General features: G+C 64.1%; 18 protein-coding genes, 1 tRNA gene and 3 pseudogenes. 15 read left to right on the top strand and 7 right to left on the bottom strand.

Features of this window, described 5'->3' with window-relative positions:
* The first annotated feature begins 81 nt into the window (after window positions 1-81).
* Window positions 82-1,284: an MFS transporter gene (locus tag IVB26_RS04275; protein ID WP_247970721.1), complete on the top strand. Its 1,203-nt coding sequence runs from the start codon at window positions 82-84 to the stop codon at window positions 1,282-1,284.
* Window positions 1,285-1,438: 154 nt separating this feature from the next.
* Here IVB26_RS04275 and IVB26_RS04270 read toward each other — a convergent pair whose 3' ends face one another.
* Entirely contained in the window at window positions 1,439-1,678 is a 240-nt protein-coding gene (locus IVB26_RS04270) for a hypothetical protein (RefSeq protein WP_247970720.1), read from the bottom strand.
* A gap of 135 nt (window positions 1,679-1,813) precedes the next feature.
* Here IVB26_RS04270 and IVB26_RS04265 point away from each other — a divergent pair, with 135 nt between their 5' ends.
* The gene (locus IVB26_RS04265) at window positions 1,814-2,503 is read left to right on the top strand and encodes an AraC family transcriptional regulator (RefSeq protein ID WP_247970719.1); all 690 of its coding nucleotides are present in this window, start codon (window positions 1,814-1,816) and stop codon (window positions 2,501-2,503) included.
* 37 nt (window positions 2,504-2,540) lie between these two features.
* On the opposite strand, the gene IVB26_RS04260 is transcribed toward IVB26_RS04265, so the two are convergent.
* Window positions 2,541-4,154 (bottom strand): acyl-CoA synthetase, encoded by a 1,614-nt coding sequence (locus IVB26_RS04260; protein ID WP_247970718.1) that lies wholly within the window; start codon window positions 4,152-4,154, stop codon window positions 2,541-2,543.
* A 69-nt stretch (window positions 4,155-4,223) separates the two neighbouring features.
* On the bottom strand, window positions 4,224-4,991 hold the full coding sequence (locus IVB26_RS04255) for a FadR/GntR family transcriptional regulator (protein ID WP_247970717.1): 768 nt from the start codon (window positions 4,989-4,991) through the stop codon (window positions 4,224-4,226).
* A gap of 165 nt (window positions 4,992-5,156) precedes the next feature.
* On the opposite strand from IVB26_RS04255, the gene IVB26_RS04250 reads away from it, so the two are divergent.
* Window positions 5,157-6,362: an ABC transporter substrate-binding protein gene (locus IVB26_RS04250; RefSeq protein ID WP_247970716.1), complete on the top strand. Its 1,206-nt coding sequence runs from the start codon at window positions 5,157-5,159 to the stop codon at window positions 6,360-6,362.
* A gap of 48 nt (window positions 6,363-6,410) precedes the next feature.
* Here IVB26_RS04250 and IVB26_RS04245 read toward each other — a convergent pair whose 3' ends face one another.
* A complete protein-coding gene (locus tag IVB26_RS04245) occupies window positions 6,411-9,467 on the bottom strand; it encodes an ATP-binding protein (protein WP_247970715.1) in 3,057 nt (1,018 codons plus the stop codon).
* Window positions 9,468-9,727: 260 nt separating this feature from the next.
* Here IVB26_RS04245 and IVB26_RS04240 point away from each other — a divergent pair, with 260 nt between their 5' ends.
* The gene (locus IVB26_RS04240) at window positions 9,728-10,219 is read left to right on the top strand and encodes a hypothetical protein (RefSeq protein ID WP_247970714.1); all 492 of its coding nucleotides are present in this window, start codon (window positions 9,728-9,730) and stop codon (window positions 10,217-10,219) included.
* Window positions 10,220-10,340: 121 nt separating this feature from the next.
* On the opposite strand, the gene IVB26_RS04235 is transcribed toward IVB26_RS04240, so the two are convergent.
* Complete coding sequence (locus tag IVB26_RS04235) at window positions 10,341-11,237, bottom strand: alpha/beta fold hydrolase (RefSeq protein WP_247970713.1); 897 nt, start codon at window positions 11,235-11,237, stop codon at window positions 10,341-10,343.
* A gap of 260 nt (window positions 11,238-11,497) precedes the next feature.
* Window positions 11,498-11,574, bottom strand: a tRNA-Met gene (locus IVB26_RS04230).
* 300 nt (window positions 11,575-11,874) lie between these two features.
* Here IVB26_RS04230 and IVB26_RS04225 point away from each other — a divergent pair.
* The 4 genes and pseudogenes from IVB26_RS04225 to IVB26_RS04210 all read left to right on the top strand — a co-directional run.
* Window positions 11,875-12,838, top strand: a pseudogene (locus IVB26_RS04225) (aldehyde dehydrogenase family protein); the annotation flags it as partial.
* A gap of 162 nt (window positions 12,839-13,000) precedes the next feature.
* Window positions 13,001-13,234, top strand: a pseudogene (locus IVB26_RS04220) (glucose-methanol-choline oxidoreductase); the annotation flags it as partial.
* A 204-nt stretch (window positions 13,235-13,438) separates the two neighbouring features.
* A complete protein-coding gene (locus IVB26_RS04215; protein WP_247970712.1) occupies window positions 13,439-13,951 on the top strand; it encodes a CvpA family protein in 513 nt (170 codons plus the stop codon).
* Window positions 13,952-14,198: 247 nt separating this feature from the next.
* Entirely contained in the window at window positions 14,199-14,981 is a 783-nt protein-coding gene (locus tag IVB26_RS04210; protein WP_247970711.1) for an SDR family oxidoreductase, read from the top strand.
* 111 nt (window positions 14,982-15,092) lie between these two features.
* Here the strand turns inward: IVB26_RS04210 and IVB26_RS04205 are convergent, their stop codons facing one another.
* Window positions 15,093-15,569 (bottom strand): DUF3775 domain-containing protein, encoded by a 477-nt coding sequence (locus IVB26_RS04205; RefSeq protein ID WP_247970710.1) that lies wholly within the window; start codon window positions 15,567-15,569, stop codon window positions 15,093-15,095.
* A 114-nt stretch (window positions 15,570-15,683) separates the two neighbouring features.
* On the opposite strand from IVB26_RS04205, the pseudogene IVB26_RS04200 reads away from it, so the two are divergent.
* From IVB26_RS04200 to IVB26_RS04170, 7 genes and pseudogenes are all read left to right on the top strand, one after another.
* Window positions 15,684-16,536: pseudogene (locus IVB26_RS04200) on the top strand (MBL fold metallo-hydrolase).
* Between the two features lie 196 nt (window positions 16,537-16,732).
* Window positions 16,733-17,575 carry a fumarylacetoacetate hydrolase family protein gene (locus IVB26_RS04195; protein WP_247970709.1) on the top strand — a complete coding sequence of 281 codons (843 nt, stop codon included), beginning with the start codon at window positions 16,733-16,735 and terminating at the stop codon, window positions 17,573-17,575.
* 94 nt (window positions 17,576-17,669) lie between these two features.
* Window positions 17,670-18,281 (top strand): glutathione S-transferase family protein, encoded by a 612-nt coding sequence (locus tag IVB26_RS04190; RefSeq protein ID WP_247970708.1) that lies wholly within the window; start codon window positions 17,670-17,672, stop codon window positions 18,279-18,281.
* A 12-nt stretch (window positions 18,282-18,293) separates the two neighbouring features.
* Window positions 18,294-19,163: an MBL fold metallo-hydrolase gene (locus tag IVB26_RS04185; protein ID WP_247970707.1), complete on the top strand. Its 870-nt coding sequence runs from the start codon at window positions 18,294-18,296 to the stop codon at window positions 19,161-19,163.
* Between the two features lie 164 nt (window positions 19,164-19,327).
* Window positions 19,328-20,476 (top strand): alpha/beta hydrolase, encoded by a 1,149-nt coding sequence (locus IVB26_RS04180; protein WP_276578707.1) that lies wholly within the window; start codon window positions 19,328-19,330, stop codon window positions 20,474-20,476.
* Between the two features lie 65 nt (window positions 20,477-20,541).
* The gene (gene mbfA / locus IVB26_RS04175) at window positions 20,542-21,513 is read left to right on the top strand and encodes an iron exporter MbfA (RefSeq protein ID WP_247970706.1); all 972 of its coding nucleotides are present in this window, start codon (window positions 20,542-20,544) and stop codon (window positions 21,511-21,513) included.
* Window positions 21,514-21,615: 102 nt separating this feature from the next.
* Entirely contained in the window at window positions 21,616-23,088 is a 1,473-nt protein-coding gene (locus IVB26_RS04170; protein ID WP_247970705.1) for an amidase, read from the top strand.
* Window positions 23,089-23,248: the final 160 nt, after the last annotated feature.

Below are 23,248 nucleotides of genomic sequence, written 5' to 3'. Positions count from 1 at the left end.
CGAGCGCCCGTTACGTTCAGATCAACGCCAGAACGATTGGCCAAGAGGATCACGACACACGAAGAGTATGTCTAGGTATCGATGACATCGCGATCCCCCTCTCCGGCCCGCCTTTGGCCCCTGTTCGCGCTCAACTTCTTCATGGCCGACATGCAGTCGGGCATCGGTCCGTTCGTCGGCGTATTCCTCCAGGAGCGCGGCTGGGCGACCGGGCTGATCGGCACCGCGCTGACGATCGGCAATGTCGCGGGCATGCTGATCACGACGCCGATCGGCGGCTTCATCGATGCCAGCCGCAACAAGCGGATGTGGGTCGTCATTCCCGGCATCTGCGTCGTTCTCGCCTCCGCCATCATCCTGATCTCGCAAAATTTCTGGGCGGTGACGTTCTCGCAAGTCGCGCAATCGCTGGCGAGCGCCGCAATCGTGCCGGCGGTGACGGGCATCACGCTGGGCATCGCCAAGCAGAAGGGCTTCAACGCACTCAACGGCCGCAACCAGGCGTACAACCACGCCGGCAACATGGTCGGCGCCGCGCTGTCGGGCTATCTCGGCTACAAATACGGCTATGTCGCCGTGTTCATGCTGGCGGCCCTGTTCGGCGCCATCGCGATCGCCTGCGTGATGATGATCCCGGCCAAGGCAATCGATGACCGGGCCGCGCGCGGCAGCAAGGAGGATGACTCCAAGGCTCCGCCGGATGCGATGACGATGCTGCTCAAGCACCGGGCGCTGCTGGTTCTGGCGCTCGCGCTCGCGCTATTCCACCTCGGCAATGCCGCGATCGTTCCGCTCTACGGGCTTGCGGCGGTCGCCGAGGGACAGGCCAACGGCCCGAGCTTCGTCGCGACCACCGTGGTCATTGCACAAGGCGTGATGGTCGTGACGTCGCTGATCGCGATGAAGGCCGCGAGCAAGCGCAATTACTGGCCGATCATCCTGGTCTCCTTCATGTTCCTGCCCATTCGCGGCGTGCTCGCCTTCTTCGTTACGGGATGGTGGGGCGTCGTGCCGATGCAGGTGCTCGACGGCATCGGCACGGGGCTGCAAACCGTTGCCGTTCCCGGCATGGTGGCGCGGGCGCTCAACGGCACTGGCCGCATCAATCTCGGCCAGGGCGCCGTGATCACGGTGCAGGGTGTCGGCGCCAGCCTCAGTCCCGCGCTCGGCGGCTGGATCGCGCAATGGATCGGCTACGGTCCGACCTTCCTGCTGCTCGGCGGCTTCGGGCTCGCATCGATGGCGCTGTGGTTCGCGTTCGGGGCGACAGTGAAGAAGTATTGAGCTTCATCGCCGTCACCGATGTCCACGGCGGCGACGTAGGCGGGAGCCGGTCTCGTTCGCCGCGAGGGACGCACTCGCGAATGGTGTGAAGTGAAAGACAGCGGCGGCGCCTGTTGCGTTCCGGGCACACTGGCTGCGGCACCTCGTCGCGGTCTCAGCGCGTCATCGCGAGTGGCTTATCACGCAATTCCCCGCTTTTGCCGTTGCGGCGCAGCGGCATGACGATACAACCTGCCGCAATCGCCAATAAACCTGCTCCTCCCGATCGATGATCCAGCCTCAACTCTCCTTTGACGGCGACCCGAATGGCCCGGCCTATGAAAGATGGCGCGAGCAGTTTTGCCGTCAGGTGGCGAACGTCGATTTCGTGCCGGTCGGGGAAGGGCGAGTCCACCGGACCATTGCGCCGGCCATTCTTCCCCGCATCAGACTCTCGGCCTCGTTCGGCTCGCCGATATCTTTCGTGTCGTTGGGGACGAACGACGAATTGGTGATTACGACGTCGCCCAATTCGGCGTTGAGCGGGACCATGGGAAAGCGCCCGCTGGAGATCGCGGCGGGCGACGTCACAATCGGGGACCCCTCAATCAAGGGCGCCTATATCACGCAGACCGGGAACGGTAATTTCCGGACCGCGCTGCTGCCGCGTAAGGCGCTGCTGCGCGTCTGCCCGAATGCCGAGGACCTGATCGCGCAGTCGATCCCTGGCGCCAACCCGATCACGTCGATGTTCCTGCGATATTACGATCTCGCGCATGCTTATGCCGACAAGCTCGCGCCCGCGGAACTCGACGCGGTCTCGCAGCATTTGTTCGATTTATCGGTGCTGATGATCGGAGCCCGCGGCGATGTCGCCGAGGAAGCTCGGACGCGCGGCCTTGCCGCAGCGCGTCTCGAGATCCTCAAATCCGACATCCTGGCGCAGTTGGACAACCCCGCACTGTCTCTCACCGTCCTGTCAGCCACGCACCGGGTCAGCCCACGCACGATCCAGCTGCTGTTCGAGCAGGGCGGCATCACCTATAGCGGCTTCGTGCTGGAGCAGCGCTTGCTACGCGCCGATCGGCTGCTTCGAAATCCTGCCATGCGCACCCGCAAGATCATCGAGATCGCGCATCTCGCGGGTTTCCACGACGTCTCCTACTTTCATCGCGCGTTTCGCCGCCGCTTCGGACAGACGCCCGACGACGTCAGGAAGCTGGCCGGCGACGCCGACTAGCCAACCTAGACGCGACGCTGCCGAACGCCGCCGGGTTCTACGTCCCAAAATTCTTCTGGATCGCCTTGTCCAGCGTCTCGCCGCCGACGAATCGCTGGCGCAGCTCGCGCTTGAGCAGCTTGCCGCTCGGATTCTTCGGCAAGGCATCGACGAAAATGACGCGCTTGGGCACCTTGAAGTGCGCCATCTGGCCGGCGCAGTGCTTGATGACGGCGTCCTCGTCCAGCTTTTCACCGCTCTTGACGACGACGATGGCGGTGACCGCCTCGATCCAGCGCGGATCGGGCAGGCCGACGACGGCGACCTCGGAGACTGCGGGGATGCGGTAGACCATCTCCTCGACCTCGCGGCTCGCGACGTTCTCGCCCCCGGTCTTGATCATGTCCTTGACGCGATCGACCACAGTGATGTGGCCCTCCTCGTCGACGGTGGCGAGATCACCCGAGTGAAACCAGCCGCCGGAGAACGCGGCCGCGGTCTTCTCGGGATCGTTGTAATAGCCGGACAATAGATGCGGCGAGCGGTGCACGATCTCGCCGACCTCACCGACCTTGACGTCCTCCATCGAAGTGTTGACCACGCGCGTCTCGACATTGAGCACGGGCTTGCCCGCCGAGCCTGCCTTGCGCAGCTGGTCCTCCGGCCGCAGCACGGTCGCGAGCGGCGCGATCTCGGTCTGGCCGTAGAAATTCCAGAACTTGACGTTGGGCAGGCGGCGCTGAAGCTCGAGCAGCACCTCCACCGGCATGATCGACGCGCCGTAATAACCTTTCTGCAGGGTCGATAGATCGGTCTTGTCGAAGTTCGGCGAACGCAGCATCGCGATCCAGATCGTCGGTGGCGCGAAGAAGGAGCTGATTTTATGCGCCTGAATCAGCGTCAGGATGTTGTCGGCGGTCGGCTTGCCCGTGATGACGCCGGAGGCGCCGAGATAGATTTGCGGCCCCAGGAAGACGTCGAGCTGGGCGCAGTGATAAAGCGGCATAGCGTGCAGGAATTTGTCCTCCACGCTCATGCCGCCATCGATGATGCAGCTGACATACTGCCACATCACGGCTTCATGGGTCAGCATCGCGCCCTTGGGCAGCGATTCCGTGCCGCTGGTGTAGACGATCTGAGCCAGATCGCGGCTGTCGACCGACGCATCCAGGAATGCGCCGTCGGCATGCAAGAGATCGTCGAAGGTGGTGAGGCCCGCGGGCGCGGACGCAGGATCCTCGCCTGGCAGCCAGATCATCTTCTCGACCGCGCAATCCCTGGCGCTGGCTGCGCGTGCGGGCTCGACGAAATCGGGACCGGTCGCGAGCAATTTTGCCCCGGAGCTCTTCAGGATGAAACTGATCTCGTCCGGATTGAGCATGAAGTTGATCGGCACCAACACCGCGCCGATCCGCGCCACCGCAAAACGCAGCGCGGCGAAGGCGTGCGAATTGCGCGAGAGTACCGCGATGCGGTCACCCTTCTTGACGCCGAGGCCGAGCAGGCCGCGGCCGAGCCGGTTGCAGATCGCGTCCATCTCGGCGAAGGTCCAGCTCACGTCGCCGCAGCTCACCGCAAGCTTGTTGGGCTCTCGCCCCGCGGAACGGCGCAGGAGGTCGCCGATGGAATGCTCGCGGGCTTTCGAGATGGTGGCTGCGGTGTCGCCGGTCATGTGTCCCTCCGTGTGATGTCTTTGTTTGCTCGTTTTATTGCTTGATATCTTGCGTCTTGTTTGTTTGCGCTATCTGCGCCGGGCCGCCTGCGCGTGCTCCATGTACATGTGCTCGACCGAACGATCGAGCGAAGCGATCTTCTCGAAGCCGCGGCGCCAGTCCTGCAAATGCCGGCGCGTCCAGAGCACGCCGGCCTCGCGGTCGCGGCGGCGGATTGCGTCGATGAGATGGCGGTGCGCCGCGACGAGGCGCGGACCGCCTTCGGCGACACCGGTCACGATCATCTCGGTGGTCGGATAGAACAATTGTGCTGCGGGCTCACGCGCGAGCTGGAGCACCCGGTTCTGCGAGGCCTTGGCGACCAGAACGTGGAATTCGGCGTCGCATTCGGCCAGCCTCGCGGGATCGCCGACCACGGCCTCGCTGCGCACGAGGTTATCGTCGAGCTCGGCGAGATTCTCGTCGCTCGCGCGCTCCACCGCGCCCTCGATGCCGGCGACCTCCAGTGTCATGGAGGCCTCGTAGAGTTCGCGGAAGGTGACCTCATGCAGAACCAGCGCGCGGCTGAGACGGCTAGCGAGCTTGCTGTAGCGCGGCAGACAGGCGTGCAGACGCCGCGAGGAATCGCGTCGGATCAGCCCGCCCTCCTCCAGCACACGGATGCCCTCGCGGATGGTCGAGCGATTGACGCCGAACTGGCGGACCAAATCATGCTCGGTGCCGATGGGATCGCCCGGCTTGATGCGGCCGTTGACGATCTCACGTTCGATGGCGTCGGCGACCTTCTGATAGGCCGGCGCGACATCGATCGGTCGGAAGAGCGGCGCGACAGGCAAATCGGCCTCCAATGGCGATTGTCGGACAAAGCATAGAACCGGCCCGACGTCGCGTCAAACTGCGACAATTAGGCCTTGTACGCAACAAATTGACTCCTCAGGAACCGAGCTCTAACTTTGTCGGACAAAGGGACAGAATAGTCCCGCTCAAGAGGAAACGTATCCATGAGACCTATCGCAGCACTCGCGTCTGCGGCCGGCTTGCTGTCGGCTGCCCTGATCATCCCCGCTTCCGCCCAGCAGGCGCCGCTCAAGATCGGCGTCCTCTCGGACTTCTCCTCGGTCTATTCCGACATTGGCGGCATGGGGAATGTCGAGGCGACCAAAATGGCGATCGAGGACTTCGGCGGCCAGATGTTCGGCAAGCCGATCGACATGGTCTCGGCCGACGTGCTCAACAAGCCCGACGTCGCCTCCACCATCGCCCGCAAATGGTGGGAGACCGAGGGCGTCGATATGATCATCGACCTTCCGACGTCAGCGACCGCGCTTGCCGTGATGGAGTTGTCGAAGCAATACGAGAAGATCATGATCGTGACGGATGCGGCCAGCTCCGACATCACGGGAAAATCCTGCTCGCCCTACACCGCGCATTGGACCTACGACACCTACGCCAACGCCCACACCGTCGGCAGCGCCATCGTCAAGAACGGCGGCGACACCTGGTTCTTCCTCACCGCGGACTATGTGTTCGGCCATTCGGTCGAGCGCGACACCGGCGACGTCGTGAAGGCTGCGGGCGGCAAGGTGCTGGGCAGCGTCAAGCATCCGCTCAACACGGCGGATTTCTCCTCGTTCCTGCTCCAGGCCCAGGCCTCCAAGGCCAAGATCATTGGCCTCGCCAACGGCGGCGGCGACACCATTAACGCGATCAAGCAGGCCGGCGAGTTCGGCATCGTCGCCGGTGGCCAGAACCTGGCCGCGATCGTGATGTTCATCTCCGACGTGCACAGCCTGGGCCTGAAGCTCGCGCAAGGCCTGATCATCACCGAGGCCTATTACTGGGATCTCAACGACAAGACCCGCGCCTTCGGCAAGCGCTTCCTCGAGCGCGTCAAGCGGATGCCGACCATGAACCAGGCGGCGACCTACAGCGCGACGCTGCACTATCTCAAGGCCGTGCAGGCTGCCGGCACCAGGGACACCAAGACGGTGATGGCGAAGATGCGCGAACTGCCGGTGCGCGACGCCTTCACCGACAACGGCACCCTGCGCGAGGACGGCCGCATGGTGCACAGCATGTACCTGTTCCAGGTGAAGAAGCCGGAGGAATCGAAGGGGCCGTGGGATTACTACAAGCTGCTCGCCGAGGTGCCCGCCGACCAGGCGTTTCGGCCACTGAAGGATGGCGGCTGTCCGCTGGTGAAGTGAGGCCGATATCGGCCGGGCGATGTCATCGCTGACCCTCGCGGGGCAGAGTCAGGTCAGCTCGCCGCCTCGCGCCAGCATCCCGGCCAGCATCGCCTCGGCCTTGCTCTGGAGCGGCTGCGCGCCGCTTTCGGAGGCGATCGCAATCGTCGCGCGCAGAGCGGCAAGGATCGCAGCCTTGTTCGCCTCGCGCGAGGGAGGCGTCACCACGGCCTCCCCGAACAGGGCCTCGGCCTCGAGGCCCGAAAATCCCTGCTGCCGCGCCGTATCGCGGGCCTCGCGCAGCATGTTCTGCGCGGCCCTGAAGTCGCCGAGGCGGGAGGTCGCGAGCGCAAGGTAGATCGAGCTGCGCAGCACCGCCGAGGTATAGCCGACCGCCTTCGCCTCCTCGCGCGCCTCAGCCAGCATGCCGCGCGCCCGGTCGAACAATCCCTGCTCCAGATAGGCGTTGCCGAGGTGGCAGCCGAGCACCGGCACGAACAGGCGGATGCCGTGCTTCTGCGCAAGAACAAAGCCGTCTTCGAGGATCGCGGCGCCCGCCGCCGGATCGTTGCGGCCGAGCTTCAGCCAGCCGCCGCTGTAGGCGGCGGCGACGCGGTCGTAGGGACGGCTTGTCTCCTCGGCGATGGCGAAAGCCTCGCGCTGGAGCTGCTCGGCAGCATCGAGCTCACCCATGACGGTGTGGGTGATGCTGTTCATCATGCAGCAAAGCAGGAGAAGAGATCGGGGGGTCGTACCGATCGGGGCACTCGCCGCCGAACCCGCAAGATGGACGCGGGCCGTGGCCAGCATCTTCCCAGCGCTTTGGTAGCGGCCGGAAAGAAAATAGGCCTGTCCGAGACTATATTGCGCTAGACTACGCCAGCCGGGATTGCCCGAGTTTTCTGCCAGATGCACGACGTCTTCGCCGATCACAACAGCTTCGACCGGCGTTCCATAGAAGTTCTGCGCGCCCGCCCTCATCGTCATGGCGGCGACCTTGCGTCCAATGTCATTGATCGCATCGGCTCGCCGTTCGGCCTCCCTACCCAGATCCAGGGCCTCGGCGACGCGACCGGATCCGGCGAAGGCCAAACGCGCCTCCATCCGAAGGTCGATGGCGTCCGCCTCTCGCGCGTCCGTCACGGGGGTCTTGTCGAGAGATCCCATCGCGATCTCGAAATAATCGACCGCGTCGGCATAGGCTGAGCGGGCCAGACATTTTCGAGCGGCGCTCCGGCCATGGTGAAACGCCTTCTGCCAATCCTTCGCCCGCGTCGCGTGATAGCAGAGCGCGTCCGGGCCATCGGACCATGCCTCATCGTCCTCGAGAGCTGCGAGTATGTTGGTGTGGATGCTTTCGCGCACCTTTTCGACCATCGAATCGTAGGTCACCTGCCTGACCATTTCGTGCCGAAATTCGAGCGAATCTTCCAACTCACTGTCGATCCTGACGAGCAGTTCGGCCCGATCGAGCGCGGTGAGGCAATCCTGCAAGACGTCTTCCGGCAAGGCTGCGACTCTCCGCAATATGGCCTGGTTTGTTCGGGGTCCAAGCGCTGCGGCGATCTGGAGAAGCGAGCGTTCCTGTCGTGACACGCGATCCAGCCGCGCCGCGATCACACCCTGAATACTGCTGGGGATGCCGAGCTCGTCCACAGGACGTGCAAGGGAAAGGTCGCCCCACTGGCCAAGGAGCAGGCCGTTGTCCTTCAGACTGCGGCAGACCTCCTCGATGAACAACGGCACGTTGGCCGTATGGGAGATGATCCGGTTCTTCAGGTCTGCGTGCGTCGTGGCAGGGCCGAGCATTTCGGCGAGCATGGCCAGGCCCGAATCGTCGTCGAGCGGCTGCATCGCCACGATCTCTGCGTGGCAGCGCGCGATCCAGACCGGTATCCCATTGGGCCGCGTCGTCAGAAGCACGAGCAAACCGGGGCTTTGCAGCGCGGAAAGAGTGGCCACAACCGTATCGCTGGCCCGATCGATCCAATGCAGATCTTCGATCAGAAGGATCGTAGGCTGGTGACGGGTGATGCTTTCGACGATTGCGCAGCTTGCCTCTGAAATCGCGCGTCCGCGCGCGTGAGGCTCCAATTCGTCCCATTGTGGATCGGAAACAGGCAGGTCCAGGACCGCGTCGATCGCCCGCTGCTGCACCCACGGCATCGCGTCTCTAGGGTCGTCGTTCCTGGCTTGATCTCTCGCAGCCCCATCGAGGATCGACTGCAACAGGCGCTTGAGGGTGCTGTACGGTGCACCCTGGAGATTCGGGCTGCACTCGGCATCGACCAGCCGCCAGCCGCCGGCCCGAAGATCCTGCGCGAACTCATGCGCCAGCCGCGACTTGCCAATACCAGCGTCACCCGTCAGAAGAACCGTCTGCCGGCTGCCGCTGACCCTCTCCGCTGCGCGCCGCAACAAGGCCCGCTCTGTCGTGCGGTCGACGAACCGGGAAACACTGCGCGCGCGCCGGACCCGCCAGCTCGACAGATCGCTCGCGCCCATGACCCGGTACACCGGCATCGGCTCGGCAAAACCGCGGAGCGCCTTGCGGCCCAGGAACTCGAAACGGACGTGGCCGTCCGCGAGTTGCTGACAGGCCTCGGAGACGCAAATCTGGTTCGCTTCGGCCGCCGCTTCCAGCCTTGCGGCCAGATGCTGAGCGGCGCCGCCGATCTCGTAGACCTTGGAAAATTCGCTGGAGACCATGTAGGCCACTACATGGCCGGAGTGGAGGCCGACCCGGACCTGAAGTCCTGGATCGCCCAGGCTGCCAACGCGCCGGACAAGCTCGATGGCCGCGTGGCAGGCCAGCGGCGCATGATTGTCGTCGGCGATCGGGGCCCCGAACACCGCGGCCAACCCGTCGCCCAGCTCCTTGCTGACGATGCCGCCGAACTGGCGCACCGCGCCTCGCATGGCCGCAAGCGCCGGCTCGAGTCGCGACACCGCCGCCTCCGGCTCCAGCTCGGCAACGAGACCCGTGGAGTCGACGACGTCGGCGCGCAGTATTGTCACGAACCGTCGTTCGCTGTCGGGATCGACGCGTTGACGGACGGCCGCTCCGCATTTGGAGCACCAGCTGTCGCCCGGACCGATCGCCGACTGACATGCGAAGCAATGCATTCCAGCGCCTTCAAACAACTGCCTCTGCAGTCCTCGCACCAACACCCGCGAGACGTTCGGCGTACATTACCCATGGGGAGATGCATGGCAATTGGGCTTGCGGGATACGCGATGTCACCGGACAGCGGCTCTCTGGACGAAATACAGGCGTGGGTGGTAGCGTGCCCGCACACAACAAATTGTGTGGTCGGCCACCGCGTGGCGTATTTGCGGCCAGACGCTACAGTTTTTGACAAACAGACATATCGAGGAAAGAGGCGATGGCCGGACTGGTATATAGCGGCAAGGCATTTCGAGATTTGATGAACGCCAATTACTATCCGCTGGCAAACATGAAGAAGAGCGTTGCCAAGCTCAAGGCATCTGAAGACATCGACCTGCCGACCCTGGAATACGGCCAGTACCACCTGATCCTAAACCCGCCTTCGACGTGGCCGCAGGGAAGCGCCAAATATTGGCACAAGGAGAAGGGCCGGGCTCGTCTCGACCTCAGCACCCAGCCGAACACGGTCCCGCTGTCCAGGGACGAGCCCGGCGTCCTCCCGCTGACGCGATGCGATCTGCTCGATGCCTGCGTCCGGAAGTGCTTCAACAGCGAGCCGCCGATCCCGATGAAGACGAAGATCATCACCCACGCGGCCAGCGATGCCTATGCCCACCGGCACGAAATCCGGCTGGAGTGGGAGTACAAGAAGGGCTCGGACAAGCCGACGCTGCTCAACTTGACGATGGTCTGCCCGCACAGATCCTGATCATCCGCCAAGCTCGGAGAAGCGGATGCTAACGATGTTGGCGTCCGCTTCGAGGCGCTGGCAGCGAGGCCTCGGTCTGCGCTGACCGCCGCGGCGGCCCACGGCGGGCAGTTCATCACTGCTACCGCCTGCCGAAAAACCGGGCCAATTCGTCTGCAGTCTGCCGCGGAAACTCCTCGGGGAAGAAGTGTCCTCCATCGAGCGGCTTTCCTTGCACGTCGTCGGCCCAGGTCCGCCACAGCCCCAAGGGGCCGCCCTCGCTCGCGTACCACGCGTTCAACGGGCCGCGGCCACTCCAGAGGACCAGGACAGGGCAATCAATTAGGCGGCCGGAATTGCGATCCGCCAGATCGTGCTCGTGATCGATCGTCGCCGCCGCGCGATATTCCTCGCAGATCGCGTGAACATGCGCCTCATCGCGCAGCGCCTCGACATAGGCCGCGCGGACCGCCGGACTGAAGCTACCTGCTGCCGACCCCCAGCCATGGAGGGCATTGTCGACGACGGCGTCGGGAGCTGCGGACAACAGCCGCTCAGGGAGAGGTTCAGGCTGCGCAAGCAACGACCAGGGCCAATAGCCGACCGCCAGTTTCTTGTCGGCGCGCTCCCAGGCATCGGCGATCGGAACGACGTCGAGGACGGCGAGCCGCTCCACGCGGTCGCCATGGTCGAGCGCGAGCCGATAGGCGACACGGCCACCGCGATCATGGCCGGCAACCGAGAAGCGGTCGAAGCCAAGCTTCGTCATGATGGACGCCATGTCCTTTGCCATCGTCCGTTTCGAATATGGCGCGTGGTCGGGGCCTGAGGGCGGACACGCGCTGCGCCCATATCCGCGAAGGTCGGCGCAGACCACGGTAAATTGCTCAGCGAGCAGCGGCGCAACGTCTCGCCACATCAGATGCGTCTGCGGAAATCCGTGCAACAGAAGAAGCGCCGGTCCCGAACCGGCCCAACGGATGAAAATCCCCGCTTCCTCCGCCTGCACATCGGCGGCGTCGAAATCCCTAAACTTCATTGGACCAGCCTTTCCGAATGACAGACAGCCGGAAAGCGAGCGCCGGATGGCGCGGGCAACAATGACGACGCGCGGATCGATACCGGGTTCCTTCAATCATGCCGTGCTGTTTCGGCCGAACAAGCACTCGCGCGCGGCATGCACGCCCGTGGAGCGCTGGCCCGTCATGCTCTGCGCGGGGCGCTGCACGCACGATCACAAAACAAAAATGGCCCGCATCATGCGGGCCATTTTCATATCAGATCCGGTCGATCCGAATTTGGTTGCGGGGATAGGATTTGAACCTATGACCTTCAGGTTATGAGCCTGACGAGCTACCGGGCTGCTCCACCCCGCGTTAAACACTTGCACGCCTTCAGTCAGATCCCGGGGACGGTCGGTTGAGGCCGGCGCTGTTCGCGTGGCTTTCCTCTTCCGTCCCAAAGGCTTCCTTGGAAGGCAACCCCGGGCAAAGCCCGTCGGGTGCGGGGCGTATGTACCAACCCAAGCTGCCTTTGGAAAGGGCTGCGGGAACGTTTTTTTCGAGTTTATGACAGGCGAATGGACCGATTTCCTGTGCCCTTGCCAGAAGTTCCACAAAGGACCAGCTTGCGGCAACAAGATTAAGGCCAAAGCGCCGGCTGAGGGAGGATCGCCCGTGGACAAATCCCTGACGAGCGCCCCGCTGCGGGGGCTCGAGGAGGCCTCCGCGCCATGGTCGCGCGATCGCGGGACGCGCCGGCCGGCTTGCCGAGCGGCTCGACCGGCTGGCGCGGCTGCGCAGCGTTGTCGCCGACAATGAAGAGCGTTTCCGGCAGGCGATCTCGGCCGATTTCGGCCACCGCTCGGCGGTCGAGACCACCATCGCCGAGACGATGCTGCTGTTCTCCGAGATCCGGCATGCCACCAAGCACCTGAAAAGCTGGATGGCGCCGCAGCGGGTCGCCACCGCGCTGCAGTTCCTGCCGGCGCGCAACCGGCTGATGCCGCAGCCGCTCGGCGTCGTCGGCATCATCGCGCCCTGGAATTATCCGCTCCAGCTCACCCTCGCGCCCTCGATCGGCGCGCTCGCCGCCGGCAATCGCGTCCTCATCAAGCCGAGCGAGCTCACGCCGCATTTCGCAGGCCTGCTGAGGGAGACGGTCGGGCAGAGGTTCGATGCCACGGAAGTGCTGGTCACCAGTGTCGAACGGGAGATCGCAGAGGCCTTTGCGCGCCTGCCGTTCGATCACCTCGTGTTCACCGGCTCGACCCGGGTCGGGCGGCTGGTCGCGGAGGCCGCGGGGCGCAACCTGACGCCTGTCACGCTCGAGCTCGGCGGCAAGTCGCCTGCCATCATCGACGCCTCCGCCGACCTCGAGGAAGTCGCCGAGCGCATCGCCTATGGCAAGCTGCTCAATGCCGGGCAGACCTGCATCGCGCCTGATTACGTGCTGGTGCCGGAGCGCTCGTTGCAGGTCTTCGCCGAAAAAGTGCGTGCCCAGATGCGGCGCATGTTCGGCACCGATCCCGCCAACAAGGACTACACCTCGATCATCTCGGACCGGCATTATGCGCGTCTCGAAGGCCTGGTCGCGGATGCGGCCCAGCGCGGCGCAAAGATCCTGCAACCGGCGAAGGCGGCAAGATCGCGCGGCTGGAGAAGTTGATGCGGTTCATGTCGTAGATCGTCGACCACCGTCATTGCGAGCGCAGCGAAGCAATCCGAACTGTCACCGCGGACGGATTCCGGATTGCTTCGCTGCGCTCGCAATGACGAAAAGAAAATGCAGGGGGAAACAACATTGGCTGACACATTCGATTTCGTCGTCGTGGGCGCGGGCTCGGGCGGCTGCACGGTCGCGGGCCGGTTGTCGGAGGATGCGGCGACGTCGGTCGCGCTGCTCGATGCGGGCGGACGGAACGACAATTGGCGGATCATCACGCCGTTCGGACTCGCTTTGCCATACAGCGCGGCCAACTGGGCCTTCGATACTGTGCCGCAGAAAGGATTGAACGGCCGCATCGGCTATCAGCCGCCGCGACGCCTTCGAGGCGCGCAGCAAGGATGGTTTCTTTACTGACGCCGGCTAGGTCTGGCATCACCGTTTACTTGACGATTTCCTTCACGATGTCCTGGACGCAACCCTGAGCCTTTGGAGCACGAATACAGACGATTTTATCGATCTGAAACCGAATGATCGGTTCGGCGTTCATTCGTTCCATCGAGGCAGGGTTTGCTGATGAACAGTTTCGATCTCGCTGTCTATGCCGCGCTCGCCATCGCGGTCGGATTCGGTTTCAGGACCGGTCTGCTGCGCAGCGCCATGACCATCCTCGCCTATCTGCTCGCCGCGCCGATCGCGGTTGCGCTGATGCCGCTGATTGCGCCGCAAATTGCAGGCAACCCGAATTCACCGCAGCTGCAAAACTGGATCTGGTTCTTCGGCATCTTCGTCGTGGTCGGCATGCTGTTCGGGCATATCGGCCGCGTCGCGCTGAACGACACCATCGGCGAGGCCGGCATCGGCGACCGGCTCGGCGGCGCCGCGCTCGGCGCCATCAGGGTCGGGCTCGTCGCCACCACGCTGGTCCTGGTCTTCGACCAGATCGTGCCAGCCAATCGCCAGCCGCCGTTTCTCGCCGGCTCGCATCTGCGGCCGCTGTTCTCGACGGCAGGGCAGATGGGCTTCAAGTCGCTGCCGCCGGAAGCAGCCTCCGCGATCGACCGCCTCAAGCAGGAACGGCGGATCTGAAGCGCGATAAGATCGCGCCCTTTTGTTTGGGCATGATCTCCGCGCAAACGCGTTCCGCGTTTGTCGCGAGGGAAAACCGCCGCACACTTTTCGCTAACGCGCCCTTCGGGTCCGGATCATGCCTGCGCATTTGCATCGCTAGCGCCCGGCGCATGCATTTTGGTGCGAGCCCGTCCCTTATCAGCGGCGCCACGATTGGCTAGAGTGCCGCTATCCAAAACCTGCCTGACATTACGGGAGTGAAACAGTGGATCTTGGGATCAAAGGTCGCCGCGCCATCATCTGCGCATCCAGCAAAGGCCTCGGCCGCGCCTGCGCCATCTCGCTGGCGGAGGCCGGCGTTCACGTCACGCTGACCGCGCGCGGCGCCGAGGCGCTGAAGAAAACGGCCGATGAGATCCGGAAAGCCTATCCCGGCGTGACGGTCACCGAGATCGTCGGCGACATCACGACGCCGGCGGGCCGCGAAGCCGTGCTGAAGGCGTGCCCCGAGCCCGACATCCTGATCAACAATGCCGGCGGCCCGCCGCCCGGCGATTTCCGCAACTGGACCCGCGACGACTGGATCAAGGCGATCGACGCCAACATGCTCACGCCGATCGAGCTGATCAAGGCGACCGTGGACGGCATGATGGCGCGCAAGTTCGGCCGCATCGTCAACATCACGTCGGCGGCGGTGAAGGCGCCGATCGACATCCTCGGCCTCTCCAACGGAGCGCGCGCCGGGCTCACCGGTTTCATCGCCGGCCTGTCGCGCAAGACCGTGATCAACAACGTCACCATCAACGGCCTGCTGCCGGGCCCGTTCGAGACCGATCGTCTGACCGGCACCGCCAAGGCCGAGGCCGACAAGCGCGGCGTCTCGGCGGAGCAGATCCTGACCGAACGCGCCAAGCTCAACCCCGCCGGCCGTTTCGGCCAGCCCGACGAGTTCGGCTATGCCTGCGCCTTCCTGTGCGGCGCCAAGGCCGGCTTCATCACCGGGCAAAACATTCTGCTCGATGGTGGTGCGTTCCCGGGCACGTTGTAGCCGCAGTTGTGGGGCGCCGAAGCTCCCACATCGTCATGCCCGGACAAGCCCGGGCATGACGACCTTTGGCAGACAGCTTGTCCGCTCGTACTGCGCGCAACGCGTTGAAGATCACCGCTGCTTCGTCGGCTCGTCTTCGTCCTGCTGGCTCGGAGCAGAGGAATCGGCCGTCGTGCGCTCGTCGGTCCAGTCGATGCCGAATGCGTCGAGCCCGTCCGCGAGCAGATCGCCCAGCATCGGCTCGCCGAGCAGGTAGTGCACCGTTTCGCGGCGCGGGCTGCGATACTCGGTGCGCGCCTCGGTCGCGCGTGCGCGCAAATCGTCCCAATCATCGATTGTGCCATCGCCGCGACCGAGCCAGGTCAGCGCGACGAGATCGACCTGCTCGTCCTCGTTCAAGACGATCATGAAACTTCCGAGCTCGTTGACGACAGGATCGGAGCCGTCATCGGCGAGGACGTCAACCGCATCGTCATCGGACGGGTTCGAGCCGGAATCCGGATCGGAATCCCCCTCCTTGACGTCGAATTCGCGCGCCTTCTCGATGATGAAGGCGACCTTCTCAGCGGAAATCGTAAGCTCTGGCATGGCTCTCTCCAGGGTTCCCGCGATAACGCCGCATCGCGTCAGATGATCCATTGCGCTTGAGGGCGGAAAACCGCATGTTTCGGCACGAAAAAGAACAACATGGGAAGGTGCCGCATGCAGTGGAAAGTCGGCCAGGTCAAAATCACCAGGATTGTGGAGTTGGAGACGGTCGGCTCGACCCGTTTCATCCTGCCGCTCGCGAACAATGATGAAATTCGCAAGCTGCCTTGGCTGATCCCGCATTTCGCCACCGAAGAGGGCCGGCTGAAAATGTCGATCCATTCACTCGTGGTGGAGACGCCCTCGCAACGCATCGTGGTCGACACCGGCCTTGGCAACGACAAGCGGGGCCGCAACGTTCCGACCTGGAACAACCGCACCACGCCGTTCCTTGCGGCGATGATGGCGGCAGGCTTTGCGCCCGACAGCATCGACACGGTGCTGTGCACGCATCTTCATGTCGATCATGTTGGCTGGAATACGAAGCTGGTCGAGGGCCAATGGGTGCCGACATTTCCCAGGGCGCGCTACGTCTTCGGCAAGACCGAGTACAAGCACTGGCTGGAGCATTCGACCGAGCCGGACAAGCGGGCCGTGTTTGACGATTCCGTCAAGCCGATCGTCGATGCCGGCAGGGCTGATCTAATTCCGAGCGACGCCCGGCTCTGCGAGGAGATCAGCATGATCCCGACCCCGGGCCACAGGTCCCGGCCATATGAGCATCCTCATCCGATCGGACGGCGAACAGGGCCTGCTCACCGGAGACGTCGCCCATCACCCCTGCCAGATGGCGCATCTCGACTGGTCCTCGACGGCGGATTCCGACCAGGCGCAATCGGCCGAAACGCGACGCCAGTTGTTCGGCCGCTTTGCCGACACGCCGACGCTGGTGATCGGCGGCCATTTCTCGGCCGGGCATATCAGGCGGGACGGAGACGCGTTCAGGTTTGTGGCGCTGGGATCGTAGGGTGGGCAAAGCGAAGCGTGCCCACGAGCTGTCGCCGTAGCGAAAAGTGGTGGGCACGGCGCTTCGCGCCTTTGCCCACCCTACGAGCGACTGAATCGGGGGGCTGCAATGCATCCCTTTTCGGCGGTTGAATTTCCCGCCGCCCTGTTCCATGAAGCTAGTCAACCGATCGGTCCATTTCCAGGGAGAAACGAAAATGAAGCTTGTTCGCTATGGCGAGAAGGGTGCGGAAAAGCCCGGCCTGATCGACAAATCCGGCCAGTTGCGCGACCTGTCGGCACATCTGAAGGACCTCACCGGCGAGGCCTATTCGCCTGAGAGCCTGAAGAAGCTGGCGGCGCTCGATCCCGCCTCGCTGCCCGCGGTCTCCGGCAAGCCGCGCTTCGGCGCCCCCGTCACCGGCATCTCGAAATTCGTCGCGATCGGCCTCAACTACTCTGACCATGCCAAGGAGACCGGCGCCGATATCCCGAGCGAGCCGATCATCTTCATGAAGGCCAACACGTCGCTGTCAGGGCCGAACGACGCGGTCGAGAAGCCGCGCGGCTCGACCAAGCTCGACTGGGAGGTCGAGATCGCCGCGATCATCGGCAGCCGTGCGAAATATGTCTCGGAAGCCGACGCGCTGAACCACGTCGCCGGCTACTGCGTCTGCAACGACGTCTCCGAGCGCGCCTTCCAGATCGAGCGCCTGGGACAATGGACCAAGGGCAAGTCGCACGACACGTTCGGCCCGCTCGGACCGTGGCTCGCCACCAAGGACGAGATCAAGGACGTGCAGAACCTGTCGATGTGGCTGGACGTCAACGGCCAGCGCCGCCAGACCGGCTCGACCAAGACCATGATCTTCTCGATGGCCAAGTGCATCTCCTATGTCTCGCAGTTCATGACGCTGCTGCCCGGCGACGTCATCACGACAGGCACGCCCCCCGGTGTCGGCCTCGGCATGAAGCCGCCGACCTTCCTCAATGTCGGCGACGTCGTCAGCCTCGGCATCGAGGGTCTCGGCGAACAGCGCCAGGAGATCGTGGCGGCGTAAGGTCTCCGGCCTTTCCCCGTCATTGCGAGCGAAGCGAAGCAATCCAGAATCCCTCCGCGGTGACACTCTGGATTGCTTCATTTGGGACACATCCATGAAACTCACCTTCTCCCCCGCCTCGCCGTTCGCCCGCAAGGTGCGCATCGCCGCGATCGAACTCGGGCTGATCGACAAGATCGAGCTGACGCCGGCAACCGTCGCGCCGGGGACGGCCAATGAGGACTATTCGAAGCTCTCGCCGCTAAAGAAGCTGCCGGTGTTGATCACCAACGACGGCGACGTCATTTTGGACTCCTATGTCATCGTCGAATATCTCAACGAGATCGCCGGCGGCAGCCTGATCCCGGATTACGGCCCGCGGCGCTGGAAGGCGAAGACCAATCACTCCCTGATCAACGGCATGCTCGATTCCATGCTGCTCTGCCGCTACGAGAAGATGGTGCGGCCGCAGGGCCTGCAATGGCAGGCATGGTCGGACGACCATTGGAACCGGGCCTGGACCGGCATGGCGCGGTTCGAGAACATGCCGGAGGTGCTGAACGGCCCGTTCGACATCTCGCAGATCGGTCTCGTTTGCGTGCTCGGCTATGCCGACTTCCGCTTCGCCGATTGCGGATGGCGCAAGGCCTATCCGAAGCTCGACGCATTCCACCAGAAGATGCTGGAGCGGCCCTCGGTCAAGATCTCGGTGCCGCCGGCCGCATAAGCGGGAGTTCTCATGAGCCTGAAATACGCAGTCGCCGATCTCACCATCCATCGCGTCATCGAGCAGGAAACCTCGTTCGTCCCGGCGCTGGAGATGCTGCCGGCACTGACGAGCGACGTGCTGGCCGAGAACCGCGCATGGATGCGCGAAGCGAAGGCGCTGGACGAGCAGGATGTGCTGCTGCTGTGCTTCCAGTCCTATGTGGTGAAGACGCCGCACCACACCATCCTGATCGACAGCTGCATCGGGAACGACAAGCCGAGGCCGCAGCGGCCGAAATGGAACATGAAGACGGACGACACCTATCTGCGTGCCCTCGGTGCCGCCGGTTTCTCGGTCGACGACATCGACTTCGTGATGTGCACGCATCTGCATGTCGACCACGTCGGCTGGAACACGCGGCTGGAGAACGGCCGCTGGGTCCCGACTTTCCCAAAGGCGCGCTACGTCTTTGCCAGGCAGGAATTCGACCACTGGTCTGCGCAGAACGCGAAGACGGAGATCCCGCCCTTCGCCGACAGCGTGCTGCCGGTGGTCGAGGCGAAACGTCACGAGCTCGTCGGCAACGACCACCAGATCGGCGACCACGTCCGCATCCTGCCGACGCCGGGCCACACGCCCGGCCATATCGCCATCACGATGGGCCGCGGCAAGGACGATGCCGTGTTCTCGGGCGATCTCATGCACTCGCCGCTGCAGACGCTCTACCCGGAGCTGTCGATCAAGTTCGACGTCGATCCTGTGGCGGCGGCGAAAACGCGCCGCGGTTTTCTCGAACGCTATTGCGACACAGACACGCTGTGCTGCACAGCGCATTTCCCCTCGCCGTCGGTCGGAAAGATCAAGCGCAAGGGCAGCGGCTTCGTCTGCGCGGCGGTGTGACCAAGACACCGTACCCGTAGGGTGGGCAAAGCGACTTGTCCGCCGTAGCTCGAAGAGCGAAGGCGGAAGCGTGCCCACCATCCCGGGCTGTTGCACGAGATTGATGGGCACGGCGCTTTGTGCGCCTTTGCCCGCCCTACGATACTGCCCGTGTGGAGAACACCATGAGATCGCTCCCCGACATTCCCCTCCCCGCCGGCATCCGATCGCGCTATGTCGACGGCATCAACGGCTTGCGCATGCATGTGCTGGAGGCCGGCTTCGAGACCCCGGGCCGGCCCTGCATCCTGCTGCTGCATGGCTTTCCCGAGCTGGCCTTCTCCTGGCGTAAGGTGATGCCCACGCTCGCTGCGGCCGGTTACCACGTGATCGCGCCGGACCAGCGCGGCTATGGCCGCACCACGGGATGGACCGCGGACTACGACGGCGATCTCGCGCCGTTCTCGCTCTTCAGCCTGGTGCGCGATGCGCTCGCCTTGGTATCGGCGTTCGGTTACAGGCAGGTCGATGTCGTCGGGCATGATTTCGGCAGCCCCGTTGCGGCCTGGTGCGCCTTGATACGGCCTGACGTGTTTCGTTCAGTGACGATGATGAGCGCACCGTTCGGCGGACCTCCACCGCTGCCGTTTGGCACGGTCGACAGGCCGGTAAAGCCTCCCGCCGAAGACCCCGTCCATCACGAGCTCGCCGCGCTGCCGCGGCCGCGAAAACATTACCAATGGTACTACTCGACGCGCGCGGCGAACGCCGACATGCACCGCGCGCCACAGGGCCTGCATGATTTCCTGCGCGCCTATTATCATCACAAAAGCGCGGACTGGGCGGACAACAAGCCCACTCCGCTGGCATCGTGGTCGACGAATGAGCTGACAAAGCTGCCGACCTACTATGTGATGGACCTGAATGAAACGATGGCGCAGACGGTCGCCAAGGAAATGCCGTCGCCGGCCGCGATCGCAGCCAACCGTTGGCTGCCGGACCGCGAGCTCGCCTACTACAGCGCCGAATATGGCCGCACCGGATTCCAGGGCGGCCTGCAATGGTATCGCTGCGGCACGTCAGGCGCTTTCTACGCCGAACTGCAATTGTTCGCCGGCCGCAGCATCGACGTGCCCTCATGCTTCATCTCGGGCATGCAGGATTGGGGCACTTATCAGCGTCCGGGCGTGTTCGAGACGATGCAGGCGCGCGCATGCACGCAGATGCTCGGCTGCCATCTCATCGACGGCGCCGGCCATTGGGTCCAGCAGGAGCAACCCGCTGAGGTGAGCCGGCGGCTGCTGGAATTCCTTGCCAAGACTCGCACGGCCTGATTTGACCCGGGAACCGCGTCGCCCTATATAATTTAGAATAATTCTAAACTCGATGTAGGGCCGCCGTGAAGAATTTTGCCGATCTGACCGAGCGTGAGGTGCTTGCGGTCGCGATTTCCTCCGAAGAGGAGGACAGCCGCATTTACATGACCTTCGCCGAAGACTTGAAGGAGCGCTATCCGGACTCGGCCAAGCTGTTCGAGCAGATGGCCGAGGAGGAGCGCGGCCACCGGCACATGTTGCTGGAATTGTATGAGCAGCGCTTCGGCCCGCATCTGCCGCCAATCCGCCGCGAGGACGTCAAGGGATTTCTGCGCCGCCGCCCGGTCTGGCTCACCAAGAACCTGTCGCTCGATGCCATCCGCAGGGAAGTCGAGACCATGGAGATGCAGGCGGAGCGCTTCTACGTGAAGGCCGCCGAACAGTCCCAGGACGTCGGCGTGCGCCGCCTGCTCGGCGATCTCGCCGAAGCCGAGAAAGGTCACGAAGAGACCGCCGCAAAGCTGACGGGCGAGATCCTGAATTCCGACGTCCGCGCCGAGGAGGATCGCACCAACCGTCGCATGTTCGTGCTGCAGTATGTGCAGCCGGGCCTCGCAGGCTTGATGGACGGCTCGGTCTCGACGCTGGCGCCGCTGTTTGCGGCGGCCTTCGCCACCCACCAGAACTGGCAGACGTTCCTCGTCGGCCTTGCCGCCTCGATCGGCGCCGGCATCAGCATGGGCTTTGCGGAAGCACTGTCCGACGACGGTTCGCTGACGGGACGCGGCTCGCCTTGGCTGCGCGGCGTCACCTGCGGCGCGATGACGACGCTCGGCGGGCTCGGCCACACCGCGCCCTATCTCGTGCCGGATAGCTGGGCCAATGCGTTCTGGATCGCAACGGCCATCGCTTGCGTCGTGGTGTTCTTCGAATTGTGGGCGATCGCCTTCATCCGCTCGCGCTACATGGACACGCCGTTCCTCCAGGCGGTGTTCCAGATCGTGCTCGGCGGCGCCATCGTGCTGGCGGTGGGCGTGTTGATCGGGGCGGCGTAGCAGCTTCGCCCTCGGTGGCACAGCAATCGCGATCAAACAATTGTTGCGGGGCTCGGCCAAACTGCGCATCATCGTCTGAACAACCGGAGCGGGAGGCGCGCCGTGGCCAAATCGGAATGGAGTTTCAAGAGCGCGGTCGAGCTATCGGCCGCATTGAGCGCAAAGAAGGTCTCGGCGGTCGAGCTCACGCATGACGCGATCGCCCGTATCGAGCGTCACGACGGCAAGATCAACGCGATCTGCGTCCGGGATTTCGATCGCGCGCTCGGCGCCGCGCGCGAGGCGGACGCCGCATTGGCCCGCGGCGAGCGCAAGCCGCTGCTCGGCCTGCCCGTGACGATCAAGGAATCCTTCAACATTGCCGGGCTGCCGACGACCTGGGGATTCGTGCCACAGAAGGAATTCAAGCCGGCCGAAGACGCCCTGGCGGTGACGCGCATCAAACAGGCCGGCGGGGTGATCCTCGGCAAGACCAACGTGCCGGTCGGCCTCGGCGATTGGCAGAGCTACAACGACATCTACGGCACCACGAACAACCCCTATGATCTCGGCCGCACACCGGGTGGATCCTCCGGAGGATCGTCGGCAGCCCTCGCCGCGGGCTATTGCGCGCTCGCGACCGGCTCCGACATCGGCGGTTCCTTGCGTGTGCCGGCTTTTCATTGCGGCATCTTCGCCCACAAGCCGACCCTCAATCTCTGTCCGGCGCGCGGCGAGACCCCGCCGCCGTTTCCGGCCATTCCGCGTGAGGGCGACCTCGCCGTCATCGGTCCGATGGCACGCACGGCAGCAGATCTTTCCTTGCTGCTCGATGTCATGGCCGGACCGGATCCCCTGGACGCCGGTGTCGGCTACAAGCTCGACTTGCCCGTTGCACGGCATCAATCGTTGCGGGACTTTCGTGTCCTGGTGATCGACAGCCATGCGCTGCTGCCGGCCGACCAGGATGTCCGCGGCGCGATCGACAGGCTCGCCACCGATCTGTCGAAGGCCGGCGTGACGATCGCCCGCGAGAGCCGCCAGCTCCCGGACTTCGCGGAGACGTCGCGGCTCTACATGCGCATGCTGCTGAGCTTTCTCGGCGCATTCTTCCCGCCGGAGGAGTTTGCGGACGCGCAAGCCAGCGCGAGCCAGCTTTCGCCTGGCGATCGCAGCCTCGGCGCGGAGCGATTGCGCGGGATCACCGCAGGCCACCGCGCCTGGGTGCTCGATGCCGGCGCCCGCGCCGGTCTGCGTGCGCAATGGCGCGCGCTGTTCAGGAGCTTCGATGCGGTAATCTGCCCGATCATGCCGACGCCGGCCTTTCCGCATGACCATTCGCCGGACCAGAGCCTGCGGCGTATCAGCATCGACGGCAAGGACTATCCCTATTCCGATCAGCTCGCCTGGCCGGGCATTGCGACGTTGCCGGGCCTGCCTGCGACGGCTGTCCCGCTCGGTCTGTCGAAGGACGGCCTGCCGGTCGGCGTGCAGATCGTCGGCCCGTGGCTGGAGGATCGCACGCCGCTCAAGCTCGCCGAACTGATCGAGCGTGAATTCGGCGGGTTCGTGCCGCCGAAGATGTTTGCCGACTAGCATTCATCGCGCGTCATTGCGCGCGCAGCGAAGCAATCCAGACTGTCACCGCGGAACGATTCTGGATTGCTTCGTCGCAAGGGCTCCTCGCAATGACGGAGCAAAACAATTTCGAGATTCCGGGTTCGCGCCCTGCGCGTCCGAATGGCGGAAAGAAGGA

Origin of the sequence: Bradyrhizobium sp. 195, assembly GCF_023101665.1 — a bacterium.
In the GTDB taxonomy this organism is placed as follows: Bacteria; Pseudomonadota; Alphaproteobacteria; order Rhizobiales; family Xanthobacteraceae; genus Bradyrhizobium.
Note: the sequence above shows the minus strand (reverse complement) of the source record. Positions and strands in the feature narration are given on the sequence as shown.